The 17,326-nt window shown below is 67.9% G+C and carries 17 protein-coding genes and 1 tRNA gene; 9 read left to right on the top strand and 9 right to left on the bottom strand.

The window, feature by feature from the left end:
• Positions 1-96: 96 nt before the first annotated feature.
• Both DEQ67_RS00090 and DEQ67_RS00085 read left to right on the top strand, forming a co-directional pair.
• Positions 97-555: a DUF2391 family protein gene (locus DEQ67_RS00090; RefSeq protein ID WP_004044988.1), complete on the top strand. Its 459-nt coding sequence runs from the start codon at positions 97-99 to the stop codon at positions 553-555.
• 93 nt (positions 556-648) lie between these two features.
• A complete protein-coding gene (locus DEQ67_RS00085) occupies positions 649-1,227 on the top strand; it encodes a DUF7090 family protein (RefSeq protein WP_115801967.1) in 579 nt (192 codons plus the stop codon).
• Positions 1,228-1,248: 21 nt separating this feature from the next.
• On the opposite strand, the gene DEQ67_RS00080 is transcribed toward DEQ67_RS00085, so the two are convergent.
• The 3 genes from DEQ67_RS00080 to DEQ67_RS00070 all read right to left on the bottom strand — a co-directional run bounded on the left by DEQ67_RS00080 (position 1,249) and on the right by DEQ67_RS00070 (position 2,605).
• Positions 1,249-2,106 carry a DUF7089 family protein gene (locus DEQ67_RS00080; RefSeq protein ID WP_115891799.1) on the bottom strand — a complete coding sequence of 286 codons (858 nt, stop codon included), beginning with the start codon at positions 2,104-2,106 and terminating at the stop codon, positions 1,249-1,251.
• A gap of 4 nt (positions 2,107-2,110) precedes the next feature.
• Positions 2,111-2,197 carry a hypothetical protein gene (locus tag DEQ67_RS00075; RefSeq protein WP_422653684.1) on the bottom strand — a complete coding sequence of 29 codons (87 nt, stop codon included), beginning with the start codon at positions 2,195-2,197 and terminating at the stop codon, positions 2,111-2,113.
• A 162-nt stretch (positions 2,198-2,359) separates the two neighbouring features.
• On the bottom strand, positions 2,360-2,605 hold the full coding sequence (locus DEQ67_RS00070; protein ID WP_004065879.1) for a ferredoxin: 246 nt from the start codon (positions 2,603-2,605) through the stop codon (positions 2,360-2,362).
• A gap of 109 nt (positions 2,606-2,714) precedes the next feature.
• On the opposite strand from DEQ67_RS00070, the gene DEQ67_RS00065 reads away from it, so the two are divergent.
• Complete coding sequence (locus DEQ67_RS00065; RefSeq protein ID WP_115891798.1) at positions 2,715-5,198, top strand: ATP-dependent DNA helicase; 2,484 nt, start codon at positions 2,715-2,717, stop codon at positions 5,196-5,198.
• The gene (cgi121, locus tag DEQ67_RS00060; RefSeq protein ID WP_115860717.1) at positions 5,195-5,689 is read left to right on the top strand and encodes a KEOPS complex subunit Cgi121; all 495 of its coding nucleotides are present in this window, start codon (positions 5,195-5,197) and stop codon (positions 5,687-5,689) included. The genes DEQ67_RS00065 and cgi121 overlap by 4 nt, the downstream gene beginning before the upstream one ends.
• Positions 5,690-5,850: 161 nt before the next feature.
• Here cgi121 and DEQ67_RS00055 read toward each other — a convergent pair.
• Positions 5,851-5,923 (bottom strand) — tRNA-Gln (locus tag DEQ67_RS00055).
• 132 nt (positions 5,924-6,055) lie between these two features.
• Here DEQ67_RS00055 and DEQ67_RS00050 point away from each other — a divergent pair.
• Together DEQ67_RS00050 and DEQ67_RS00045 are read left to right on the top strand one after the other, a co-directional pair.
• Positions 6,056-6,628 carry an IMP cyclohydrolase gene (locus tag DEQ67_RS00050; protein WP_115860719.1) on the top strand — a complete coding sequence of 191 codons (573 nt, stop codon included), beginning with the start codon at positions 6,056-6,058 and terminating at the stop codon, positions 6,626-6,628.
• Positions 6,629-6,676: 48 nt separating this feature from the next.
• The gene (locus DEQ67_RS00045; protein ID WP_004065886.1) at positions 6,677-7,336 is read left to right on the top strand and encodes a metallophosphoesterase family protein; all 660 of its coding nucleotides are present in this window, start codon (positions 6,677-6,679) and stop codon (positions 7,334-7,336) included.
• Between the two features lie 28 nt (positions 7,337-7,364).
• Here DEQ67_RS00045 and DEQ67_RS00040 read toward each other — a convergent pair whose 3' ends face one another.
• Positions 7,365-8,711, bottom strand: a complete 1,347-nt coding sequence (locus tag DEQ67_RS00040) for a tryptophanase (RefSeq protein WP_115860721.1) — start codon at positions 8,709-8,711, stop codon at positions 7,365-7,367.
• Between the two features lie 225 nt (positions 8,712-8,936).
• A complete protein-coding gene (locus tag DEQ67_RS00035) occupies positions 8,937-10,115 on the bottom strand; it encodes an aspartate kinase (protein WP_115801961.1) in 1,179 nt (392 codons plus the stop codon).
• 187 nt (positions 10,116-10,302) lie between these two features.
• On the opposite strand from DEQ67_RS00035, the gene DEQ67_RS00030 reads away from it, so the two are divergent.
• The gene (locus DEQ67_RS00030) at positions 10,303-10,731 is read left to right on the top strand and encodes a hypothetical protein (protein WP_004044961.1); all 429 of its coding nucleotides are present in this window, start codon (positions 10,303-10,305) and stop codon (positions 10,729-10,731) included.
• 108 nt (positions 10,732-10,839) lie between these two features.
• Entirely contained in the window at positions 10,840-11,649 is an 810-nt protein-coding gene (locus tag DEQ67_RS00025) for a ZIP family metal transporter (protein ID WP_013035623.1), read from the top strand.
• A 122-nt stretch (positions 11,650-11,771) separates the two neighbouring features.
• Here DEQ67_RS00025 and DEQ67_RS00020 read toward each other — a convergent pair whose 3' ends face one another.
• Together DEQ67_RS00020 and DEQ67_RS00015 are read right to left on the bottom strand one after the other, a co-directional pair.
• Entirely contained in the window at positions 11,772-12,899 is a 1,128-nt protein-coding gene (locus DEQ67_RS00020; RefSeq protein ID WP_115891797.1) for an NADH:flavin oxidoreductase, read from the bottom strand.
• Between the two features lie 141 nt (positions 12,900-13,040).
• Positions 13,041-14,642: a DNA-directed DNA polymerase II small subunit gene (locus tag DEQ67_RS00015; RefSeq protein ID WP_115860725.1), complete on the bottom strand. Its 1,602-nt coding sequence runs from the start codon at positions 14,640-14,642 to the stop codon at positions 13,041-13,043.
• Positions 14,643-14,786: 144 nt separating this feature from the next.
• On the opposite strand from DEQ67_RS00015, the gene DEQ67_RS00010 reads away from it, so the two are divergent.
• Complete coding sequence (locus DEQ67_RS00010; protein ID WP_115860813.1) at positions 14,787-15,584, top strand: S26 family signal peptidase; 798 nt, start codon at positions 14,787-14,789, stop codon at positions 15,582-15,584.
• A gap of 47 nt (positions 15,585-15,631) precedes the next feature.
• Here DEQ67_RS00010 and DEQ67_RS00005 read toward each other — a convergent pair whose 3' ends face one another.
• A complete protein-coding gene (locus DEQ67_RS00005; protein WP_004044954.1) occupies positions 15,632-17,326 on the bottom strand; it encodes a Cdc6/Cdc18 family protein in 1,695 nt (564 codons plus the stop codon).

The following is a 17,326-nucleotide window of genomic DNA, read 5'->3' as shown; positions in this document are numbered from 1 at the left end:
GCGTTCGGACCGGACCGCACAGACGGGCGAGTCCGACGACGACCCGGTCGCGCCCCCCGTCGCGCCTTTTAATTGCCGCCGTCACGACGACGGGGTATGGTCGGAGTCCGCCGTCGGTTCGCGCTCGCCGACACCGCCCAGCAGGTCGTCGGCGGCTTCCTCCTCGCGGGGCCGTTCGTCGTCACCGAGGAGGTGTGGGTGCTCGCGCGGAGCATGTCGTTCGCGCAGGCGCTTCTCACGCTCATCATCGTGCTCGCGGTCGGCTACGGCGCGCTCTACAAGGCCGACGACCGCGACCCCGACAGAGAGCGCGAGGTCGGCGGGATTCCCGTCCGATTCATCTCGCTCATCTCCGTCTCGTATCTCTCCGTGTTCATCCTCGCGCTCGCGTTCGACGCGCCGGGGACGTTCCTCTCGGACGTGTCGGGAGAGGTTCTCGTCTCCGTGCTCGGATACGAACTCGACCTCGCGGTGCTCCGCATCACGCTCAAGGCGACGAGCGTCGGCGCGGTGTTCAGCGTCATCGGCGCGGCCACGGCCGACTCGCTGTTCTGACCTCGCCCGGAGGCGTGAACATACGTTACGATTCCGGGACGACGCCGCCCGAGCGGCATGAAGGATTAAGTCGGCAGGGTAACTGCTTGGGGTATGGATTACGAGCTCGCCATCGAAGACGCGCCCGAAACGATTCCGGGCGGCACAGGTATCTTGCTCCTTCATCCGAGCATCGGCGAGACCGACCGTATCGACACCGACTTCTTCAAGGTCGACACCGACCGCTTCCTCGTCATCTCGACGCGGACGACCGCGCGCGAGGTCGAACAGAAGCTGGAACACTACGAGGTCGACGAGTCCAGCGCCACCATCCTCGACACGCTGTCTATCGAGCGCGGCTACTCCCGGCGCAGTTCGGACAACATCCACTACGTCGCGGCCCCCGACGACCTCGACGCCATCGTCGAGAAGACCCGGCAGTTCCTCGAACGCCACGACGGGAAGCTCCGGCTCAGCGTCGATTCGGTCACGGAGATGGCCTACTACGCCGACGAGGACCGCGCCTTCGAGGCGACGAAACAGATTCTCGAACTGCTCGACGAGTTCGACGCGGTGGGGCTGTTCCACCTCTCGAAGGAGGTCCACGACCAGGAGACGCTCGACCGCTTCCGCGAACTGTTCGACGGCGTCGTCGACCTCAACGAGGACGGCACCGTCACGACCGAGTTCTGAGGCGAAACGCGACGCGACCGCCTACGCCGAGTCGGCGGCGTCGTCCGCGGTCGGGTCGGCGTCGTCGCTCGATTCCGCGTCGGCGCCATCGTCGTCCGCCGCGAGCTGCTCGAACGTCTTTTCGGCCCACTTGACCGCGTAGCTCGGGCCGTGGTCGCGGTACGCCGCGGTGTCCAGCGCCGAAAACGGCGCGGGGAGGTCGCGGCCGTGTTTGACGGCCGAACACGCGAACTCGGTCGCCTCGGCGAACGAGAGTCTGCCGAGCGCGACGAGCCGCGGGAGATTTTCGAGGCGGTCGTCGAGGCGGCCGCCGGCGTCGACCCACGCCTCGTGGAGGCGGTCGTGGTCGCCCTCCCACGACGCGAACGCCTCGCGGGTGTGGAGGCCGACCCAGCCCTCGTAGAGGGCGGCGGCGACCTGATACGTCTCGCTCGGGCCGAGCGGCGTCGCCGCCGCGAGGTCGGCGTACTGCTCACCGAAGAAGGGGAGGAAGTGTTCGGGAATCTCGTCGTTCCCGGCCTGCACGAACGCCTCGGCGATGAGGAAATCCAGAAAGTCGTCCGGCGTCCCCTTCGCGCGGTACTTCACCAGCACGACCGGCGGGTCGGTCTGTCGGGACCACGACACGGTGCCGTCGCCGGGCATCCCGATGGTGAAATCCGACGACGCGTAGCGCCGAAGCTGTTGGGGCGCGTCGTCCGGTAGCCACTCGGCGGGGTACGCCGCCGGGGAGAGCGAGTCGACCACCAGCCCGAGGTTTTCGGCGGCCTCGGGGGGAATGGTGTCGAAGTCGCCGGCCACGTCCAACACGAGCGCGCCGGGGGCGAAGTCGTCGCGGACCGATTCGAGGTCCGACGGCAGGCTGCGCGTCTCGAACATCCGTTCAGGCGATGCTCATCCCGACGAACACGACGGCCAGCAGGGCCGACACGCCGACGGTACCGAGCACGATTTTCGTCGCTTGGCTCATAGTGGCACGATTAGGGGCCCGCCGCTTAACTGTTACACTCTATCGTCGGTCGAATCTCCAGTCGAAACGGAGGGGTTCGGGGACGCGGCCCACGGTCGGCGGTCACACGGGCCGGTCAGGTCGAAGAAGCGAGAGAAGCCGGTGGCGTCGTCGGCGTCGCGGTCAGGGGACGAGCTGTTCGCCGTCGTCGTCGAGGATGCGGATGGCCTCGACGGGGCAGACGCGGGCGGCGAACTTCGCGTCGAACTCGGCGTCCTCGGGAATCTCGCGGACGAAGACGCCGTCGTCGGTCTCCTCGGCGTCGACGAGGTCGGCCTTACCGTCGTCGACGTTCTTCTCGAAGCCCTCCCACTCGTCGACACACTGGAACATACCGATGCAGGTGTCGCGGTCGTACTCGACTTTCATGCGCCACCGTACCGCCGGGCCGTACAAAGCCCTGCCGACGCGGGACCGACGCGCCCGCGACCGAACCGACCCGATGGCTTAAACCGGGGGACGGTCCAAGGGGGATGCAATGCGAACTGCGGACCTGACGGGCCTGCCGACGGGGGTTCCCGAGGCCCTCCGCGACGAGGGCATCGAGGAGTTGTACCCGCCGCAGGCCGAGGCCGTCGAAGCCGGCCTGACGGACGGCGAGAGCCTCGTGGCCGCCGTCCCGACCGCGAGCGGGAAGACGCTCATCGCCGAACTGGCGATGCTGTCGAGCGTCGCGCGCGGCGGGAAGGCGCTGTACATCGTCCCGCTCCGGGCGCTCGCCTCCGAGAAGAAAGCCGAGTTCGAGCGCTGGGAGGAGTACGGCATCGACGTGGGCGTCTCGACCGGCAACTACGAGTCCGACGGCGAGTGGCTCTCCTCGCGCGACATCATCGTCGCCACGAGCGAGAAGGTCGACTCGCTCGTCCGGAACAACGCGGCGTGGATGGACCAACTCACCTGCGTCGTCGCCGACGAAGTCCACCTCGTCGACGACCGCCACCGCGGGCCGACGCTGGAGGTCACGCTGGCGAAGCTCCGCCGACTCAACACGAACCTGCAAGTCGTCGCACTCTCGGCGACCGTCGGCAACGCGGGCGTCGTCTCCGACTGGCTCGACGCGGAGCTCGTCAAGTCCGACTGGCGACCCATCGACCTCAAGATGGGCGTCCACTACGGCAACGCCGTCTCCTTCGCCGACGGGAGCCAACGCGAGGTGCCGGTCGGCCGCGGGGAACGACAGACGCCCGCGCTCGTCGCCGACGCGCTGGAGGGCGACGGCGAGGGCGACCAAGGCTCCTCGCTCGTCTTCGTGAACTCGCGGCGCAACGCGGAGTCCGCGGCCCGCCGCATGGCCGACGTGACGGAGCGGTACGTCACCGGCGACGAGCGCAGCGACCTCGCGGAGCTCGCCGCCGAGATACGCGACGTGTCCGACACCGAGACCTCCGACGACCTCGCCAACGCGGTCGCCAAAGGCGCGGCGTTCCACCACGCGGGACTCGCCGCGGAACACCGAACGCTCGTGGAAGACGCCTTCCGCGACAGACTCATCAAATGCATCTGCGCGACGCCGACGCTCGCCGCCGGCGTCAACACCCCGAGCCGCCGCGTCGTCGTCCGCGACTGGCAGCGCTACGACGGCGACTACGGCGGCATGAAACCGCTGGACGTGCTCGAAGTCCACCAGATGATGGGTCGCGCCGGCCGCCCCGGCCTCGACCCCTACGGCGAGGCGGTGCTGTTGGCGAAGGACGCGGACGCCCGGGACGAACTGTTCGAGCGGTACATCTGGGCCGACGCGGAGGACGTGCGGTCGAAGCTCGCGGCCGAACCCGCGCTTCGGACGCACCTGCTCGCCACGGTCGCCTCCGGCTTCGCCCACACCCGCGAGGGGCTGCTCGAATTCCTCGATCAGACGCTGTATGCGACCCAGACCGACGACCCCGAGCGACTCGGACAGGTGACGGACCGCGTGCTCGACTACCTCGAAGTGAACGGGTTCGTCGAGTTCGACGGCGAGACCATACGGGCGACGCCCGTCGGCCACACCGTCTCGCGACTCTACCTCGACCCGATGAGCGCCGCCGAAATCATCGACGGCCTCGAATGGGCCGCGGACCACCGAACCGAAAAGCTCCGGGCGCTCGCGGGCGAGACGCCGGAGAAGCCGACGCGAGACCGAAGCGAATCCGACGAATCCGGCGGCTTCCAGCGGGCAAGCGAGATGGTCGCTGACGACGGCGACGGTGGAGGCGGCGAAGACGGGGTGGGCGCGAACGGCGACGGCGACAGCGACGACGCCGACGGGGTCGAGACGGACCGGACGTATCCGACGCCGCTCGGCCTCTATCACCTCGTCTGCCGGACGCCCGATATGTATCAGCTCTACCTGAAGTCCGGCGACCGCGAGACCTACACGGAACTGTGCTACGAGCGCGAACCGGAGTTCCTCGGGCGCGTTCCCTCGGAGTACGAGGACGTGGCGTTCGAAGACTGGCTGTCGGCGCTGAAGACCGCGAAACTCCTCGAAGACTGGGTCGGCGAGGTGGACGAAGACCGCATCACCGAGCGCTACGGCGTCGGCCCCGGCGACATCCGCGGGAAGGTCGAGACCGCCGAGTGGCTCCTCGGCGCGGCCGAGCGACTCGCCACCGAACTCGACCACGATTCGGTGTACGCGGTCCGCGAGGCGAAAAAGCGCGTCGAGTACGGCGTCCGCGAGGAACTGCTCGACCTCGCCGGCGTCCGCGGCGTCGGCCGGAAGCGCGCCCGCCGGCTGTTCGAGGCCGGCGTCGAAACTCGGGCCGACCTCCGCGAGGCCGACAAATCGCGCGTCCTCGCCGCCCTCCGGGGTCGCAGGAAGACCGCGGAGAACATCCTCGAAGCCGCGGGGAGAAAGGACCCGTCGATGGACGAGGTGGACGAAGACGACGCGCCGGACGACGCCGTCCCCGACGACGCCGGCTTCGAGACGGCCAAAGAGCGCGCCGACCAGCAGGCCAGTCTGGGTGATTTCGAATGAGGCTCGTCGAAGCCGAGGCGACCGTCTCGGACCTCGATTCGTTCATCGCGGCCGTCGGCGACGTGGCCGACGAGACGGGCGCGACGGTGCAGGCGTTCGACGCCCGGTACGTCGTGGACCGCGCGCACCTCGAACGAGCGGTCGAGCTCGCCGACAGGGCCATCGCCCGCGGCAACGAAATCGCCCGCGATCGCGCCGTCGAAATCCTCCTCTACGCCAGCGGCCGCCGGCAGATTAACCGCGCGTTCGAAATCGGCGTCTCGGAAGGGACGCTCCCCGTCGTGGTTCTCGTCGACGGCGGCGACGAGGCCGCCGCCGAGGCCGCGCTGTTCGACCGCCTCGACCTCGAACCCGCAGAGACCCTCGGTGATTACGACGAGAGCCTCGTCCGCGACGTGTTCGACGTGGGCGAGACGGAGTTGCACGTCGTCGACGGCGACCTCCCCGCGCTGGTCAGAGAGCGAGTGGCGCTCCTCGCGGTCGACCGCTAAGCGGGTTTCGCGGCCCGTATCGGCCGTATCCGGTGGTCCCGCGAATCCGTACTCAAAAACTCCACTCGAAACAAACCCCTTGGGTTTTCGAATCCCACCCCTTCGTTTCAACTGGAGAGCAGGGGACAGCGTAGCCTCGAAGCGCGTGAGAATCGGAGAAATAGTCCCACCAGGATTCGAACCTGGGTCGTTGCCCCCAGAAGGCAACAGGATTGGCCACTACCCCATGGGACTTCGCATCAGTTCGTACTTCGCGGGTATTTGTAAACGTTGCGTGTCGATTCCGCCGTGGGATTTCGTCGCACGGCGACGGACAGACGTGCATAAACCGCCAACTATTTCCCCCTATTCTATCCACTGTCGTGTATGTACGTCGGACGTTTCGTCGTCGTTGGTCCCGGAATCGGTGCGTATCGCGTCTCCTCTCGGTCCTTCCCGAACCGACGGGTCGTCGACCGGGACGACGCCCTGACCGTCGGGCCGACGCCCGACGCCCCCGAGACCGACAACCCCTACATCGCCTACAACTGCGTCCGCGAGGGCGGCGACTACGTCGTCGTCGGCAACGGCTCGCAGGTCGACCCCGTCGCGGAGAAACTCGACCTCGGCTACCCGCCGCGCGACGCGCTCGCGGAGATTCTGCTCGCGCTCGACTACGAGAAAGACGACTACGACACGCCCCGCATCGCGGGCGTCGTCGGCGACGACGAGGCCTTCATTGGTATCGTCCGCAAGGACGCCCTCGTCGTGGAAGCCGTCTCCGAACCCACGCTCGTGGCGACCTACGAGGAAGACGACCCGCGCGCGTTCGACCTCGACGCGGAAACCGCCGCCGACGCGGCCCGCGAACTGTACGACCACGAGTTCGAACACGCCGTCTGCGCCGCCGCCGCGACCGTCGGTGACGCGGTCGAGACCGCCTTCTACAACGGCGAATAACGCCGCCGCGGCCCGAGATTTTTCAGCCGCGACGCCGTACACCGAGCCATGCGTCTGGGCGTCATCTCGGACGTGCACGGGAACCTCCCGGCACTCGAAGCGGTGCTCGAATCGATGCCCTCGGTCGACCGACTGGTCTGCGCCGGCGACGTGGTCGGCTACAACCCGTGGCCCGAGGAGTGCGTGTCCGAACTCGCAGAACGGGACGTGCCGACCGTCTCGGGGAACCACGACCGCGCGGTCACGTCGGGGACCGGCTTCCGCTTCAACAGCATGGCGGCCGCGGGCGTCGACTACGCCCGCGACGCGCTGTCGCCGGCGTCGATGGACTGGCTCTCGGCGCTTCCGAAGACCCGGACGCTCGCCGACGGCCGAGTCAAACTCGCCCACGGCCACCCGAACCACCCCGACCGCTACACCTATCCCGACGACTTCTCGCCGTCGCTCCTCGACGACGAGGACCTGCTGGTGTTGGGCCACACCCACGTGCAGGGCCACCGAATCTACGACGACGGAATCGTGCTGAACCCCGGTAGCGTCGGCCAGCCCCGCGACGGCGACCCGCGGGCGGCCTACGCGGTCGTCGACCTCGACGCGATGGAAATCGAGGCGGAACGCGTCAACTACGACATCGACCGCGTCGCGGAGCGCGTGCGCGAGGCCGGCCTGCCGGAGCGACTGGCGAGTCGGCTGTACGAGGGAAAATAGGGGAACGCGAGTAGCCGTCCTGAGGCCGTCAGTTCGACACCGGTTCGAGCCGCGCCGAGAAATGCCGAAGCTCCTTCATCGGCGGCTCCGCGACGATTTCGAGGCCGCCGTATTCGCCGGCCGAGGCCATCACCTTCGCGGCCGTCTCGGCGACGTGTTCGAGGTGTTCGCGGCTGTATGTGCGCCGCGGGAGCGCGAGGCGCACGAGGTCCGGCCGGTCGGTTCCGGGGAACGCGAAGCCGCCGAGTTCGACGCCGCGAACGCCGCCTTCGAGGTAGAGCGCGCAGACGAGTTCCTGTCCGGGGAACTCCTCTTTCGGGATGTGCGGGAACACCTCGCCGGCGTCGAGGTAGACCGCGTGGCCACCCGTCGGCTGATAGACGGGGACGCCGGCCTCGACCAGCAGGTCGCCCAGTTCGGCCACCTGCTCGACGCGGTCGGTCACGTACGGCGGCGTGACGGCCTCGCGGAGGCCGACGGCCATCGCCTCGATGTCGCGGCCCGAGAGGCCGCCGTAGGTGGGAAAGCCCTCGAAGAGGATGGCGCGCTGTTTCGCGTGTTCGAACACCGTCTCGTCGCGCATCGCGGCGAAGCCGCCGATGTTGACGAGGGCGTCCTTCTTCCCGGACATCGTGATGGCGTCTGCGTGTTCGAACTGCGCGCGGGCGATTTCGGCGACCGAGTGGTTCTCGTAGCCCGCCTCGTGGGTCTTGATGAAGTGGGCGTTCTCCGCGAACCGACAGGCGTCGATGACGAACATGGCGTCGATGTCGCGGGCGAACTCGGCGGTGGCGCGGATGTTCGCCATCGAGACCGGCTGGCCGGCGACGGAGTTGTTCGTGATGGTGAGGGCGACGACGGGAATCGCGTCGGCCCCGACCTCCTCGACGAGCGCGTAGCCCGCGTCGATGTCGAAGTTGCCCTTGAACGTCTCCGTCGAGTTGGGGTCGCGAGCGGCGGGCGACGGGCAGTCGACCGGCTCCGCGCCCTGATTGACGACGTGGGCGCGGGTCGTGTCGAAATGGGAGTTGTTCGGCACCACGTCGCCGTCCTCCAAGAGGACGCCGTAGAGGACGTTCTCAGCGCCGCGGCCCTGATGGGTCGGCACGACGTGCTCGAATCCCATCACGTCGCGGACCGACTCCGCGAGTCGGGCGAACGACTCGCTGCCGGCGTAGGCCTCGTCGCCGCGAATCATCGCGGCCCACTGCTCTGCGGACATCGTTCCCGTCCCCGAGTCGGTCAGGAGGTCGATGTACACGTCGCGAGCGTCGAGGTTGAACGCGTTGTAGCCGGCGCGTTCGAGGGCGGCCTCGCGCTCCTCGCGCGAGGGGAGTTCGATGGGCTCGACCATCTTCGCCTTGTACGATTTCATGCCCGCAATAGGCCCGCGAATGTGAAGTAATCGGCAGGCGGAAAATCGAGGGGCGACGCCCGGTTTTCGGCGCTCGTGGACTGGTGTGTGCATCGGTGTCGCCGGCTGTTCCGTTCTCGCCACGAGCCGACTTCAGCGACCGCCGACGACCACCGGTCGAGGGATGTCACTTTCGAGGACGCGAGCGCGCGAGAAACAGCTTCGAGAGCAGCGACGAGAACCGGCTCAGAACTCGTCTTGGATGATGCCGAGCGTCTCCTCGCGGTCGTCCCACGCCACGAAGATGGCGACGGAGGTCGCGGAGGTGATGGCGTCGTGGATGTTGATGCCGGCCTCGGACAGCGGCTCGACGATGTCGAGGATGACGCCGGGGCGGTTCGGGAGTTCGCCGCCGGTGACGCGGACGACGGCGATGTCGTCTTCGACGGTGACCGACGACAGCGCGTCGTCGGCGACGACGCGGTCGTGGAGGACGGCCTCGGCCCGGTCGGAGTCGTCTTCGAGGACGTAGAACGTGATGGAGTCCATCCCGGAGGCGACCGAGTCGACGTTGATGTCCTCCTCTCGGAGGGCGGTCGAGAGGTCCGCGAGGATGCCCGGTCGGTTGCGAATCGCCCGCCCGGCGACGGTGAGACACGCGAGGGGCTCTTCCTGCATGTCGATGAGGTTGTGGAACTCGCCTTCGATGAGCGTCCCGCCGGTGAGCAGGTCGCCGTGCTGGTAGTGGACGACGCGAACGTCCAGCGCCGCGTCCTTGTACGAGAGCGCCGACGGCGCGACGACCTCGGCCCCGCGGAACGAGAGGTTCCGAAGCTCGTCGACGGTGATGCGGCCGACGTTGCGCGCGCCTTCGACAACGCGCGGGTCGCCGGTCATGACGCCCTCCACGTCGGTCACGATGACGACCTCGTCGGCGTCCATGTAGTTGCCGAGCATCACGGCGGAGGTGTCGGAGCCGCCGCGGCCGAGCGTCGTGATTTCGCCGTCGTGGTTCTGCGCGAGGAAGCCGGTGATGACCGGGACGACGCCGTCGAGTTCGGCGGCGAGCTTCGCGGCCCGCTCTCGGGTCGCCTCGACGTCGACCTCGCCGAGGTCGTTCGTGATGACCGGCCACTCGTCGGTGCCGGGTTCGACGAACAGGGCGTTGACGCCGCGGGCGGCCAGCGCCGCCTTGAGCATGCGCACGCTGGTCCGCTCGCCCATCGAGACGATTTCGGCGCGGTCGCGGTCGTCGGCCTCGAACTTGATTTCGTCGAGGAGGTCGTCGGTCGTCGAGCCCATCGCGGAGGCGACGACGGCGATTTCGTGGCCGTGTTCGACGGCCGCGGCGATGGAGTCGGCGGCGCGGTTGATTCGGTCGCCGCTCCCGAGCGAGGTGCCGCCGAACTTCGCGACTACGCGCATCGTTCCTCCGGTGCGTCGCGTCGCTTCGGGGCTTCGTTGGTAAACATGCGAGGGGCTAACGCGGGGGGACGTATAACTATGTCCTCCGATTCAACCGTTGCCGTCACCCGCGAATCCGGCGCTGAGACGGCCCGTACCGACGCCTCGCGGGCGGAGATTTATCACCGAAGCCGCGGAACGTTCGGGCATGGATGTCAGAGACGCCGTTGACACCGACGCCGAGGCGCTCGCCGCCGTCGCCGACGCGCCGATACGGGCGATGCGTCGGCTGATACGCGACCGGACGGTCCGCCTCGCCACCGCCGAGACGAGTTCGGACCCCCACGCCGACGCGCCGGCCGACGACGAACCGGTGCTCGGCTTCGTCGGCTTCGACGTCCGCGACGGCGTCCTCCACGTCACCCGCCTCGGCGGCACCGAGGCGGCGGTGCGGCGACTGCTCGAAGAGCCGCTGCGCTTCGCCAGCGCCGAAGACCTGCCGGTCGAGGTGCTCGTCCTCGAATCCGAGGCCCCGCTGTGCGAGGCGGTCGAGCACGTCGGCTTCGACCGCGTCGGCCACGGCCCGCGGTTCGAAGGGTCCCCGACGCTCCGGTACGTCCTCGACGAGACGGGATAGTCGAGCCTCGCGGCCGGCGAGAACCGACGGAGGGAATACATACCTCCCGCTCGTCAGGTGGTCCATGACCGAACGACGCGAGAGACGGCCGCCGGAAGTGAGACGGCCGTGACGGCGGTCGAAGAGCTGTTCGTCTCGCTCGCCGGCTCGAACCCGGTGATGCAGGGCCTCCTCGGCGGCATCGTCATCGCCGGGATGAACATGCTCGGCGCGCTCCTCATTCTCGTCTGGCGCGACCCCTCGAAGCGCTCGCTCGACACGCTCCTCGGCTTCGCCGCCGGCGTCATGCTCGCCGCGAGTTTCACGAGCCTCATCCTCCCCGGCATCGAGGCGGCGGGCGGGAGTCCGATTCCCGTCCTCGTCGGCTTCGTCATCGGCGTCGTCGTCCTCGACCAAGCCGACCTGTGGATTCCGCACGTCCACATTCTCGTGACCGGCAAGACCCGAGCGGACGCCCCGGAGACGGACAAAAAGATGGCCTCTGTCGTCCTGTTTATCGTCGCCATCACCATCCACAACATGCCCGAGGGCCTCGCCGTCGGGGTCGGGTTCGGCTCCGGCGACCTCGGGACCGCCGTCCCGCTGATGCTCGCCATCGGCATCCAGAACATCCCCGAGGGGCTGGCCGTCTCCATCGCCGCCGTCAACGCCGGGCTTCGGAACACGACCTACGCGACGTTCGCGGGCATCCGCGCCGGCCTCGTGGAGATTCCGCTCGCCGTCTTCGGCGCGTGGGCCATCCAGTACGCCGCGGCGTTGCTCCCCTACGCGATGGGCTTCGCCGCCGGCGCGATGCTGTTCGTCATCTCCGACGAAATCGTCCCCGAGACGCACTCGAACGGCCACGAGCGCGTGGCGACGTTCGGGACGATGGTCGGCGTCGTCGTGATGCTCTACCTCGACGTGACGCTCGGGTAGTCGAATCGAGTTAGCGCGTCCGAATACGGCGACCGTCGAGGAACTGTGAAACGGGAGTTCGAGTGGAAGCGAAGGGGTTCGGTGGGCAGTTCGCAGGCGGAGAAGCCGCCGTCGAGCGCGCGTCAGTCGTCCGCGAGCGGCGGCTCGGACGGGACCTCGTGGTCCGAGAGCCCGGCGGTCGGCGCGAGGTACTTCGCCGGGTCGAACGCGTCGAGGTCGTCGCCGGCGGCCACGCGCGCCGGCCAGTCCGGGTTGGCGAGCGCGCTCGTGCCCAGCGTGAACAGGTCCGCGCCGGCGTCGACGGCGGCCCGCGCCGCGTCCGGGCCGCCGAGACCGCCGTTGGCGATGACGACCGTGTCGTCGGTGACGTACTCGGCAGCGGCCTCAACGAGTGTCGGACCGTCCGCGCCGAAGGTCGGAGTCGTCGCGTCGGTCTCGGTCGTGTGGACGTAGTCGGCTCCGGCCGCCGACAGCTCCTCGAAGAAGACCGCGGCCGCGTCCTCGCCCTCGGGCCACTCGTAGTCGCCGTCGGTCACTTTCTCCTGCGAGACGCGGATGCCGACGACGAACTCCTCGGGAACCGCGTCGGTGACCGCCGAAAGCACCTCGGCGGGGAATTTCACGCGGGACTCGGGACCGCCGCCGTACTCGTCGTCGCGTCGGTTCGCGTCCGCCGCGAGGAACTCGTTGAGCAGGTAGCCGTTCGCGCCGTGGAGTTCCACGCCGTCGAAGCCGGCTTCGACCGCGTTCGTCGCCGCCCGCACGAACCCCTCGCGGGCGGTTTCGAGGTCGGTCTCGTCGGCCGCCTTCGGGACCGCGAACTCGCCGCTGCCGCCGTAGGCCTCGGCCTTCTGGCCGTCGGGCTGGACCGCGGAGGGCGCGAGCGTCCGGTCGCCGTCGAGGTGGGGGTTGCCCTGCGACTGCGCCCCGGCGTGCATCAACTGCGCGAAAATCGGCGTGTCGACCTCGTGGACGGCGTCCGTGACGGTCGTCCACGCCTCGACGTGGTCGTCGGTGACGAGTCCCGGCTGGTTCAGGTAGCCCTGACTGTACGCGTCGTCCGTGTAGACGCCCTCGGTGACGAGAAAGCCGAAGCCGCCGTCGGCGAACTTCCGGTAGTAGTGGGCCATCTCGTTGGTCGCCAGTCCTTCGTCGGTGGCGCTGATGCGCGTCATCGGTGCCAGCCCGACTCGGTTGGAAAGCGACAGGTCGTTCAGGCTCGTCGCGTCGAACAGCGCGTCGTCGGTCATCACCGATTCTGTGGGCGTCGCGGATAAAAAGCGACGGTGGAATGGTCCCGGTCGCCGCACATCCGGCGTGCTATCAGGGAGCATACTGGTAGGAGAGCGGTCGCTGAGTCGAACGGTCGTCAGTAGTGAAACGGTCGCGCCTCAGGAGAACTTCCGGACCGTCATGTTCAGCGTGTCGAGGTCGACGATGGGCGCGTAGCCGGCGTCGGGGTCGATGTTGACCGATTTCTGGAAGTCGGTCTGGGCCTGCCAGCAGCCGGAGTTGACCGCGAGGACGTTGTGGTACTTGCCCCAGCCGAGCTTGTGGACGTGGCCGGTGTGGAAGATGTCGGGCACGTCCTCCATGACGAGGTAGTCGAGTTCCTCGGGCGCGAGGCGGGTGTGGCCCCCGAACTGCGGCGCGACGTGACGCTTTTTCAAAAGCTGGTACATCGCCTTGTGCGGCTCGTCGTAGCTCGCCTTGTCCGCCGGTAACTCGGCGATGACCTCGTCGAGCGAGACACCGTGGTACATGAGCACGTTGACGCCTTCGAGCGTGACCATCGACGGGTTGCTCGTGATGCGGGCGTCGTGAGCCGACATGATGTCGCGGAGTTCGTCGTCGAAGCCGGGTTGGGGCTCCGCGAGTCGGACCGCGTCGTGGTTGCCCGGAATCATCACGATTTCGAGGTCGCCGGGCACCGATTTGAGGTGCTCGGAGAACGCCTCGTACTGCTCGTAGATGTCGATGACGTCGAGTTCTTCGTCCTGATTCGGGTAGACGCCGACGCCTTCGACCATGTCGCCGGCGATGAGGAGATACTCGATGCGCGCTGCCTCCTCGGTGTGGAGCCAGTCGGCAAAGCGGTTCCACGCGTCGGCCATGAACTCCTGACTGCCGACGTGCACGTCGGAGATGAGCGCCGCCTGCACGTCCCTGTCGGCGGTGTTGGGGCGGTGGCTCCGCGGCACGTCGGGGAAGTGCATCGAGTCGACGAAGAGGATGCCCGCGTCGCCCGACAGCGTCCCCTGGACCGCGATGCACTCGTCCATGAGGAGTTCGTCGACGTAGCCCGCGATGTCCTTGTCCTTCATCACGAGACAGGGGAACGTCCCCGTCGTGTCCTCGAGGTCGATAATCCAGTGGCCGCTCTTGGTGGAGCGCACGTCGTCGACGAGGCCGATGAGTTCGGCGTCCTCGCCGCCGGACATGTTCGAGATGGCCTTCGCGGGGCGGTGGTTGACGCGCCCGCGGAGCAGCTTCGAGAGCTTCTCGTAGCGGTCGCGGAACACCTTCACGAAGTCGTCGTACTCGCCGGTCCCCGTCGACTGGCCGGTCATGTCGTTGGCGATTTCGAGGGACCGAAGCGCCGGGTCGACGTTCCGACCGCCCGGTGTCCCCTGCGCTTCGGCTGGAGCAGACTGGTCGGTGTGGGCCGCGTTGTCGTGCGATGTTGCAGCGGAAACGGAGGGGTCTGATGCGGCGGAGGCGGACACGTCGGCGTCCGCGGCGTTCGCAGCGTCCGCAGCGGCCGGGGGCGTCGGTTCGGTTCCCGACGGGTCCGCGGCGGGGGCGGACGCGAGCACCTCGCGGACGTGGTCGGCGGTGATGCGAAGCGCGTCGTCCGGGGCGGCTTCGACGACGCGGGCGAGGGTTCGGCCGGGGTCGTCGGAGCCGGCGATGAGGGTCACGGCCTCGCGTTCGGCGTTGTAGCCGCGACCGACGAGCGTCCGGACGATGCGCGCCGGCGTCTCCAGTGGCACACCCGGAGTGCGCGACACGCGGCAAAAAGGATGCCGAAACCCAGAACGTTGAAACCCAGTCCGGGTAAACTGGGAGTGATGAGTGACGACGATGGCCGCCCGCCCTCCCCCGACTCGCGGCGCGGTCCAACCTCCGACGAAGGCGTGCTAACTCGGCTTCGGACGGCAGAGGAGGGGCCGCTTCTGTTCGTCCGCGAACTCCTGACGAGCGCGCTCGCCGTGTTGGCCGTCGGGTTGCTCCTGTTCGCGCTGAGCGGCGTGTGGCCGCCGATGGTCGCCGTCGAAAGCGGGAGCATGGAACCGCACATGCACAAAGGCGACCTCGTGTTCATCACGGGACCGGAGCGATACGCCCCCGACTCGGCGGTCGAGGGGACCGCCGTCGTCACGGCCGAGACGGGCGCGGAGGTCGACTACCGGAAGTTCGGCGGCCCCGGGAGCGTCATCGTCTACGACGACCCCGGGTCGGCAGGTCCCCCGATTATCCACCGGGCGATGTTCTGGGTCGACGACGGAGAGAACTGGTACGACCGGGCGAACCCCGAGTACATGTCGGCCGACAACTGCCGAGAACTCGCCAACTGCCCCGCCGAGTACAGCGGCTTCATCACGAAAGGCGACAACAACCCCCGGTACGACCAAGTAAGCGGTATCGCCGACCCGGTCCGCCCCGAGTGGGTCCAAGGCGTCGCGCGAATCCGTATCCCGCTTCTCGGGTGGGTTCGGCTGACGCTCGCCAACTCGATGGCGACGACGACGCCGGTCGCGCCCGCCCCTGTCGAGTTCGTCGACGTGCCGACGATGGAAACGGCGGTTCCCGACGCGTCGACGGCAAACGCGGCGGGAGGCGACGCGCCGGGAAGCGACGCGGCGTCGACGACGGCACCGCTTCGGGTCGAAGCGGGGAACACACCGATGCGGACCGCCGCGCTCGCGGCGTGACGCGAGTGCACTAAAAGCGTCGGACTTCGGGACTTCGTTCTTCAGTTTCAGTTGTCGAACCGCGCCTGCACGAACGGCTGTGCGCTCTCGATGTCGCCGAGTCGGGAGTCCGTCAGCAGGACGGCCTCGGTCTCGTCGATGGGGACGGACAGGCTGATTTCCTTGGTCCGGCCGTAGCGGCCCTTCGAGACGACGACGGCGTTGACGATGCCGAGCATGTCGAGTTCCGAAATGAGGTCGGTGACGCGGCGCTGGGTCAGCACGTCGGCGTCGATCTCCTCGCAGAGGCGCTTGTAGATGTTGAACACCTCGCCGGTGTTGATGTTGCGGACGCCGTTTTTCTCCAGGAGGATGATGGCGAAGAGGACGATTTTCGACTGCGTGGGCAGGGTGCGGACGACCTCGACCACCCGGTCGAGTTCGATTTTGTCCTGCGCCTGCCGGACGTGGGCCTCCTCGACGGTGTCGGCCTGCCCGCGCTCCGCGAGTTCGCCGGCCGTGCGGAGCAAGTCGAGCGCGCGCCGGGCGTCGCCGTGTTCCTGCGCGGCGAACGCGGCGCACAGCGGAATCACGTCGTCGGTGAGCGCGCCGGGCTTGAACGCCACGTCGGCGCGGTGCTGGAGGATGTCGCGGAGTTGGTTCGCGTCGTACGGCGGGAAGACGATTTCCTCCTCGCCGAGGCTCGACTTGACCCGGGGGTCGAGGAAGTCGGTGAACTTCAGGTCGTTCGAGATGCCCATGATGGAGATGCGGGAGTTATCGAGTTCGGAGTTCATCCGCGAGAGGTTGTACAGCGTGTCGTCGCCCGACTTCTCGACCAGTTTGTCGATTTCGTCGAGCATGATGACGACCACCCGCTCTTTGTAGTCGACGGCGTCGAAGAACGTCGTGTAGACGCGGTCGGTCGGCCACCCGGTCATCGGCACCGTCTCCATCTCGTCGGCGTCGTCGTCGAGTTCCGCCGCGCGCTCGTCGATTTCGGCGATGGAGTCGTACGGCGTCTCTTCGAGGGCGTTGGGGTCTTCGGTCGCCCGCGTGCGCATCTCGTCGAGGCGCTCCTGTTCGGCCTCGATGCGCTCGACGTTCTTCTCGATGAACTTGTTCGCCAACTGCGCGAGCACGCGGTACTGCGTGTCCGTCACCTCGCAGTTGATGTACTCGACCTCGCAGGGCACGTCGTACTTCTGGGAGGTGGATTCGAGTTCCTGGCTGACGAACTTCGCGCTCGCGGTCTTCCCGGTCCCCGTCTTCCCGTAGATGAGGATGTTCGACGGCGTCTCCCCGCGCAGGGCGGAGACGAGAATCGTCGCCATCTGGTTTATCTGGTCGGTCCGGTGCGGGAGTTCGTGTGGCGTGTACGACGGGCGGAGGACTTCCTTGTTCTCGAAAATCGGCTCGCCGGCGAGAAGGTCGTCGAACAGCCCCTTCGACCCCTCGTCGTCGTTGAGAACGACTTTGTCGAGGCCGACGTCGGGGTCTTTGTGCTGGTCGAGATCCTCGTCGGACGCGTCGGGCGCGTCGGCGTCGGGACCGATGCTCGCCTGAATGTCGATGTCTTCGGGCGACACGTCGTCCTCGACGGCGGAACTGTCGGCGGAACCGTCACCGCCGGACGCGTCGTTACTGGGTGTGTCGTCGGTGTCGGTGCCAGCATCGGCGTCGGCGTCCGCGCCGCCGTCGTCCGGCGTGCTGTTCCCGGCTTCCCCTCGTGCGCCGCCTCGCGGATTCTCTTCCTCGTCCAT

Origin of the sequence: Haloferax sp. Atlit-48N, assembly GCF_003383015.2 — an archaeon.
In the GTDB taxonomy this organism is placed as follows: domain Archaea; phylum Halobacteriota; class Halobacteria; order Halobacteriales; family Haloferacaceae; genus Haloferax; species Haloferax volcanii.
The sequence above is the reverse complement of the archived record's forward strand: the minus strand, read 5'-3'. Positions and strand labels throughout refer to the sequence as shown.

Excerpts from the sequence above, each read along its gene's own strand:
- DEQ67_RS00090 (WP_004044988.1), top strand. The coding sequence starts at position 97 with ATGGTCGGAGTCCGCCGTCGGTTCGCGCTCGCCGACACCGCCCAGCAG.
- DEQ67_RS00085 (WP_115801967.1), top strand. The coding sequence starts at position 649 with ATGGATTACGAGCTCGCCATCGAAGACGCGCCCGAAACGATTCCGGGC.
- DEQ67_RS00080 (WP_115891799.1), bottom strand. The coding sequence starts at position 2,106 with ATGTTCGAGACGCGCAGCCTGCCGTCGGACCTCGAATCGGTCCGCGAC.
- DEQ67_RS00075 (WP_422653684.1), bottom strand. The coding sequence starts at position 2,197 with ATGAGCCAAGCGACGAAAATCGTGCTCGGTACCGTCGGCGTGTCGGCC.
- DEQ67_RS00070 (WP_004065879.1), bottom strand. The coding sequence starts at position 2,605 with ATGAAAGTCGAGTACGACCGCGACACCTGCATCGGTATGTTCCAGTGT.
- DEQ67_RS00065 (WP_115891798.1), top strand. The coding sequence starts at position 2,715 with ATGCGAACTGCGGACCTGACGGGCCTGCCGACGGGGGTTCCCGAGGCC.
- cgi121 (WP_115860717.1), top strand. The coding sequence starts at position 5,195 with ATGAGGCTCGTCGAAGCCGAGGCGACCGTCTCGGACCTCGATTCGTTC.
- DEQ67_RS00050 (WP_115860719.1), top strand. The coding sequence starts at position 6,056 with ATGTACGTCGGACGTTTCGTCGTCGTTGGTCCCGGAATCGGTGCGTAT.
- DEQ67_RS00045 (WP_004065886.1), top strand. The coding sequence starts at position 6,677 with ATGCGTCTGGGCGTCATCTCGGACGTGCACGGGAACCTCCCGGCACTC.
- DEQ67_RS00040 (WP_115860721.1), bottom strand. The coding sequence starts at position 8,711 with ATGAAATCGTACAAGGCGAAGATGGTCGAGCCCATCGAACTCCCCTCG.
- DEQ67_RS00035 (WP_115801961.1), bottom strand. The coding sequence starts at position 10,115 with ATGCGCGTAGTCGCGAAGTTCGGCGGCACCTCGCTCGGGAGCGGCGAC.
- DEQ67_RS00030 (WP_004044961.1), top strand. The coding sequence starts at position 10,303 with ATGGATGTCAGAGACGCCGTTGACACCGACGCCGAGGCGCTCGCCGCC.
- DEQ67_RS00020 (WP_115891797.1), bottom strand. The coding sequence starts at position 12,899 with ATGACCGACGACGCGCTGTTCGACGCGACGAGCCTGAACGACCTGTCG.
- DEQ67_RS00005 (WP_004044954.1), bottom strand. The coding sequence starts at position 17,326 with ATGGACGAGGAAGAGAATCCGCGAGGCGGCGCACGAGGGGAAGCCGGG.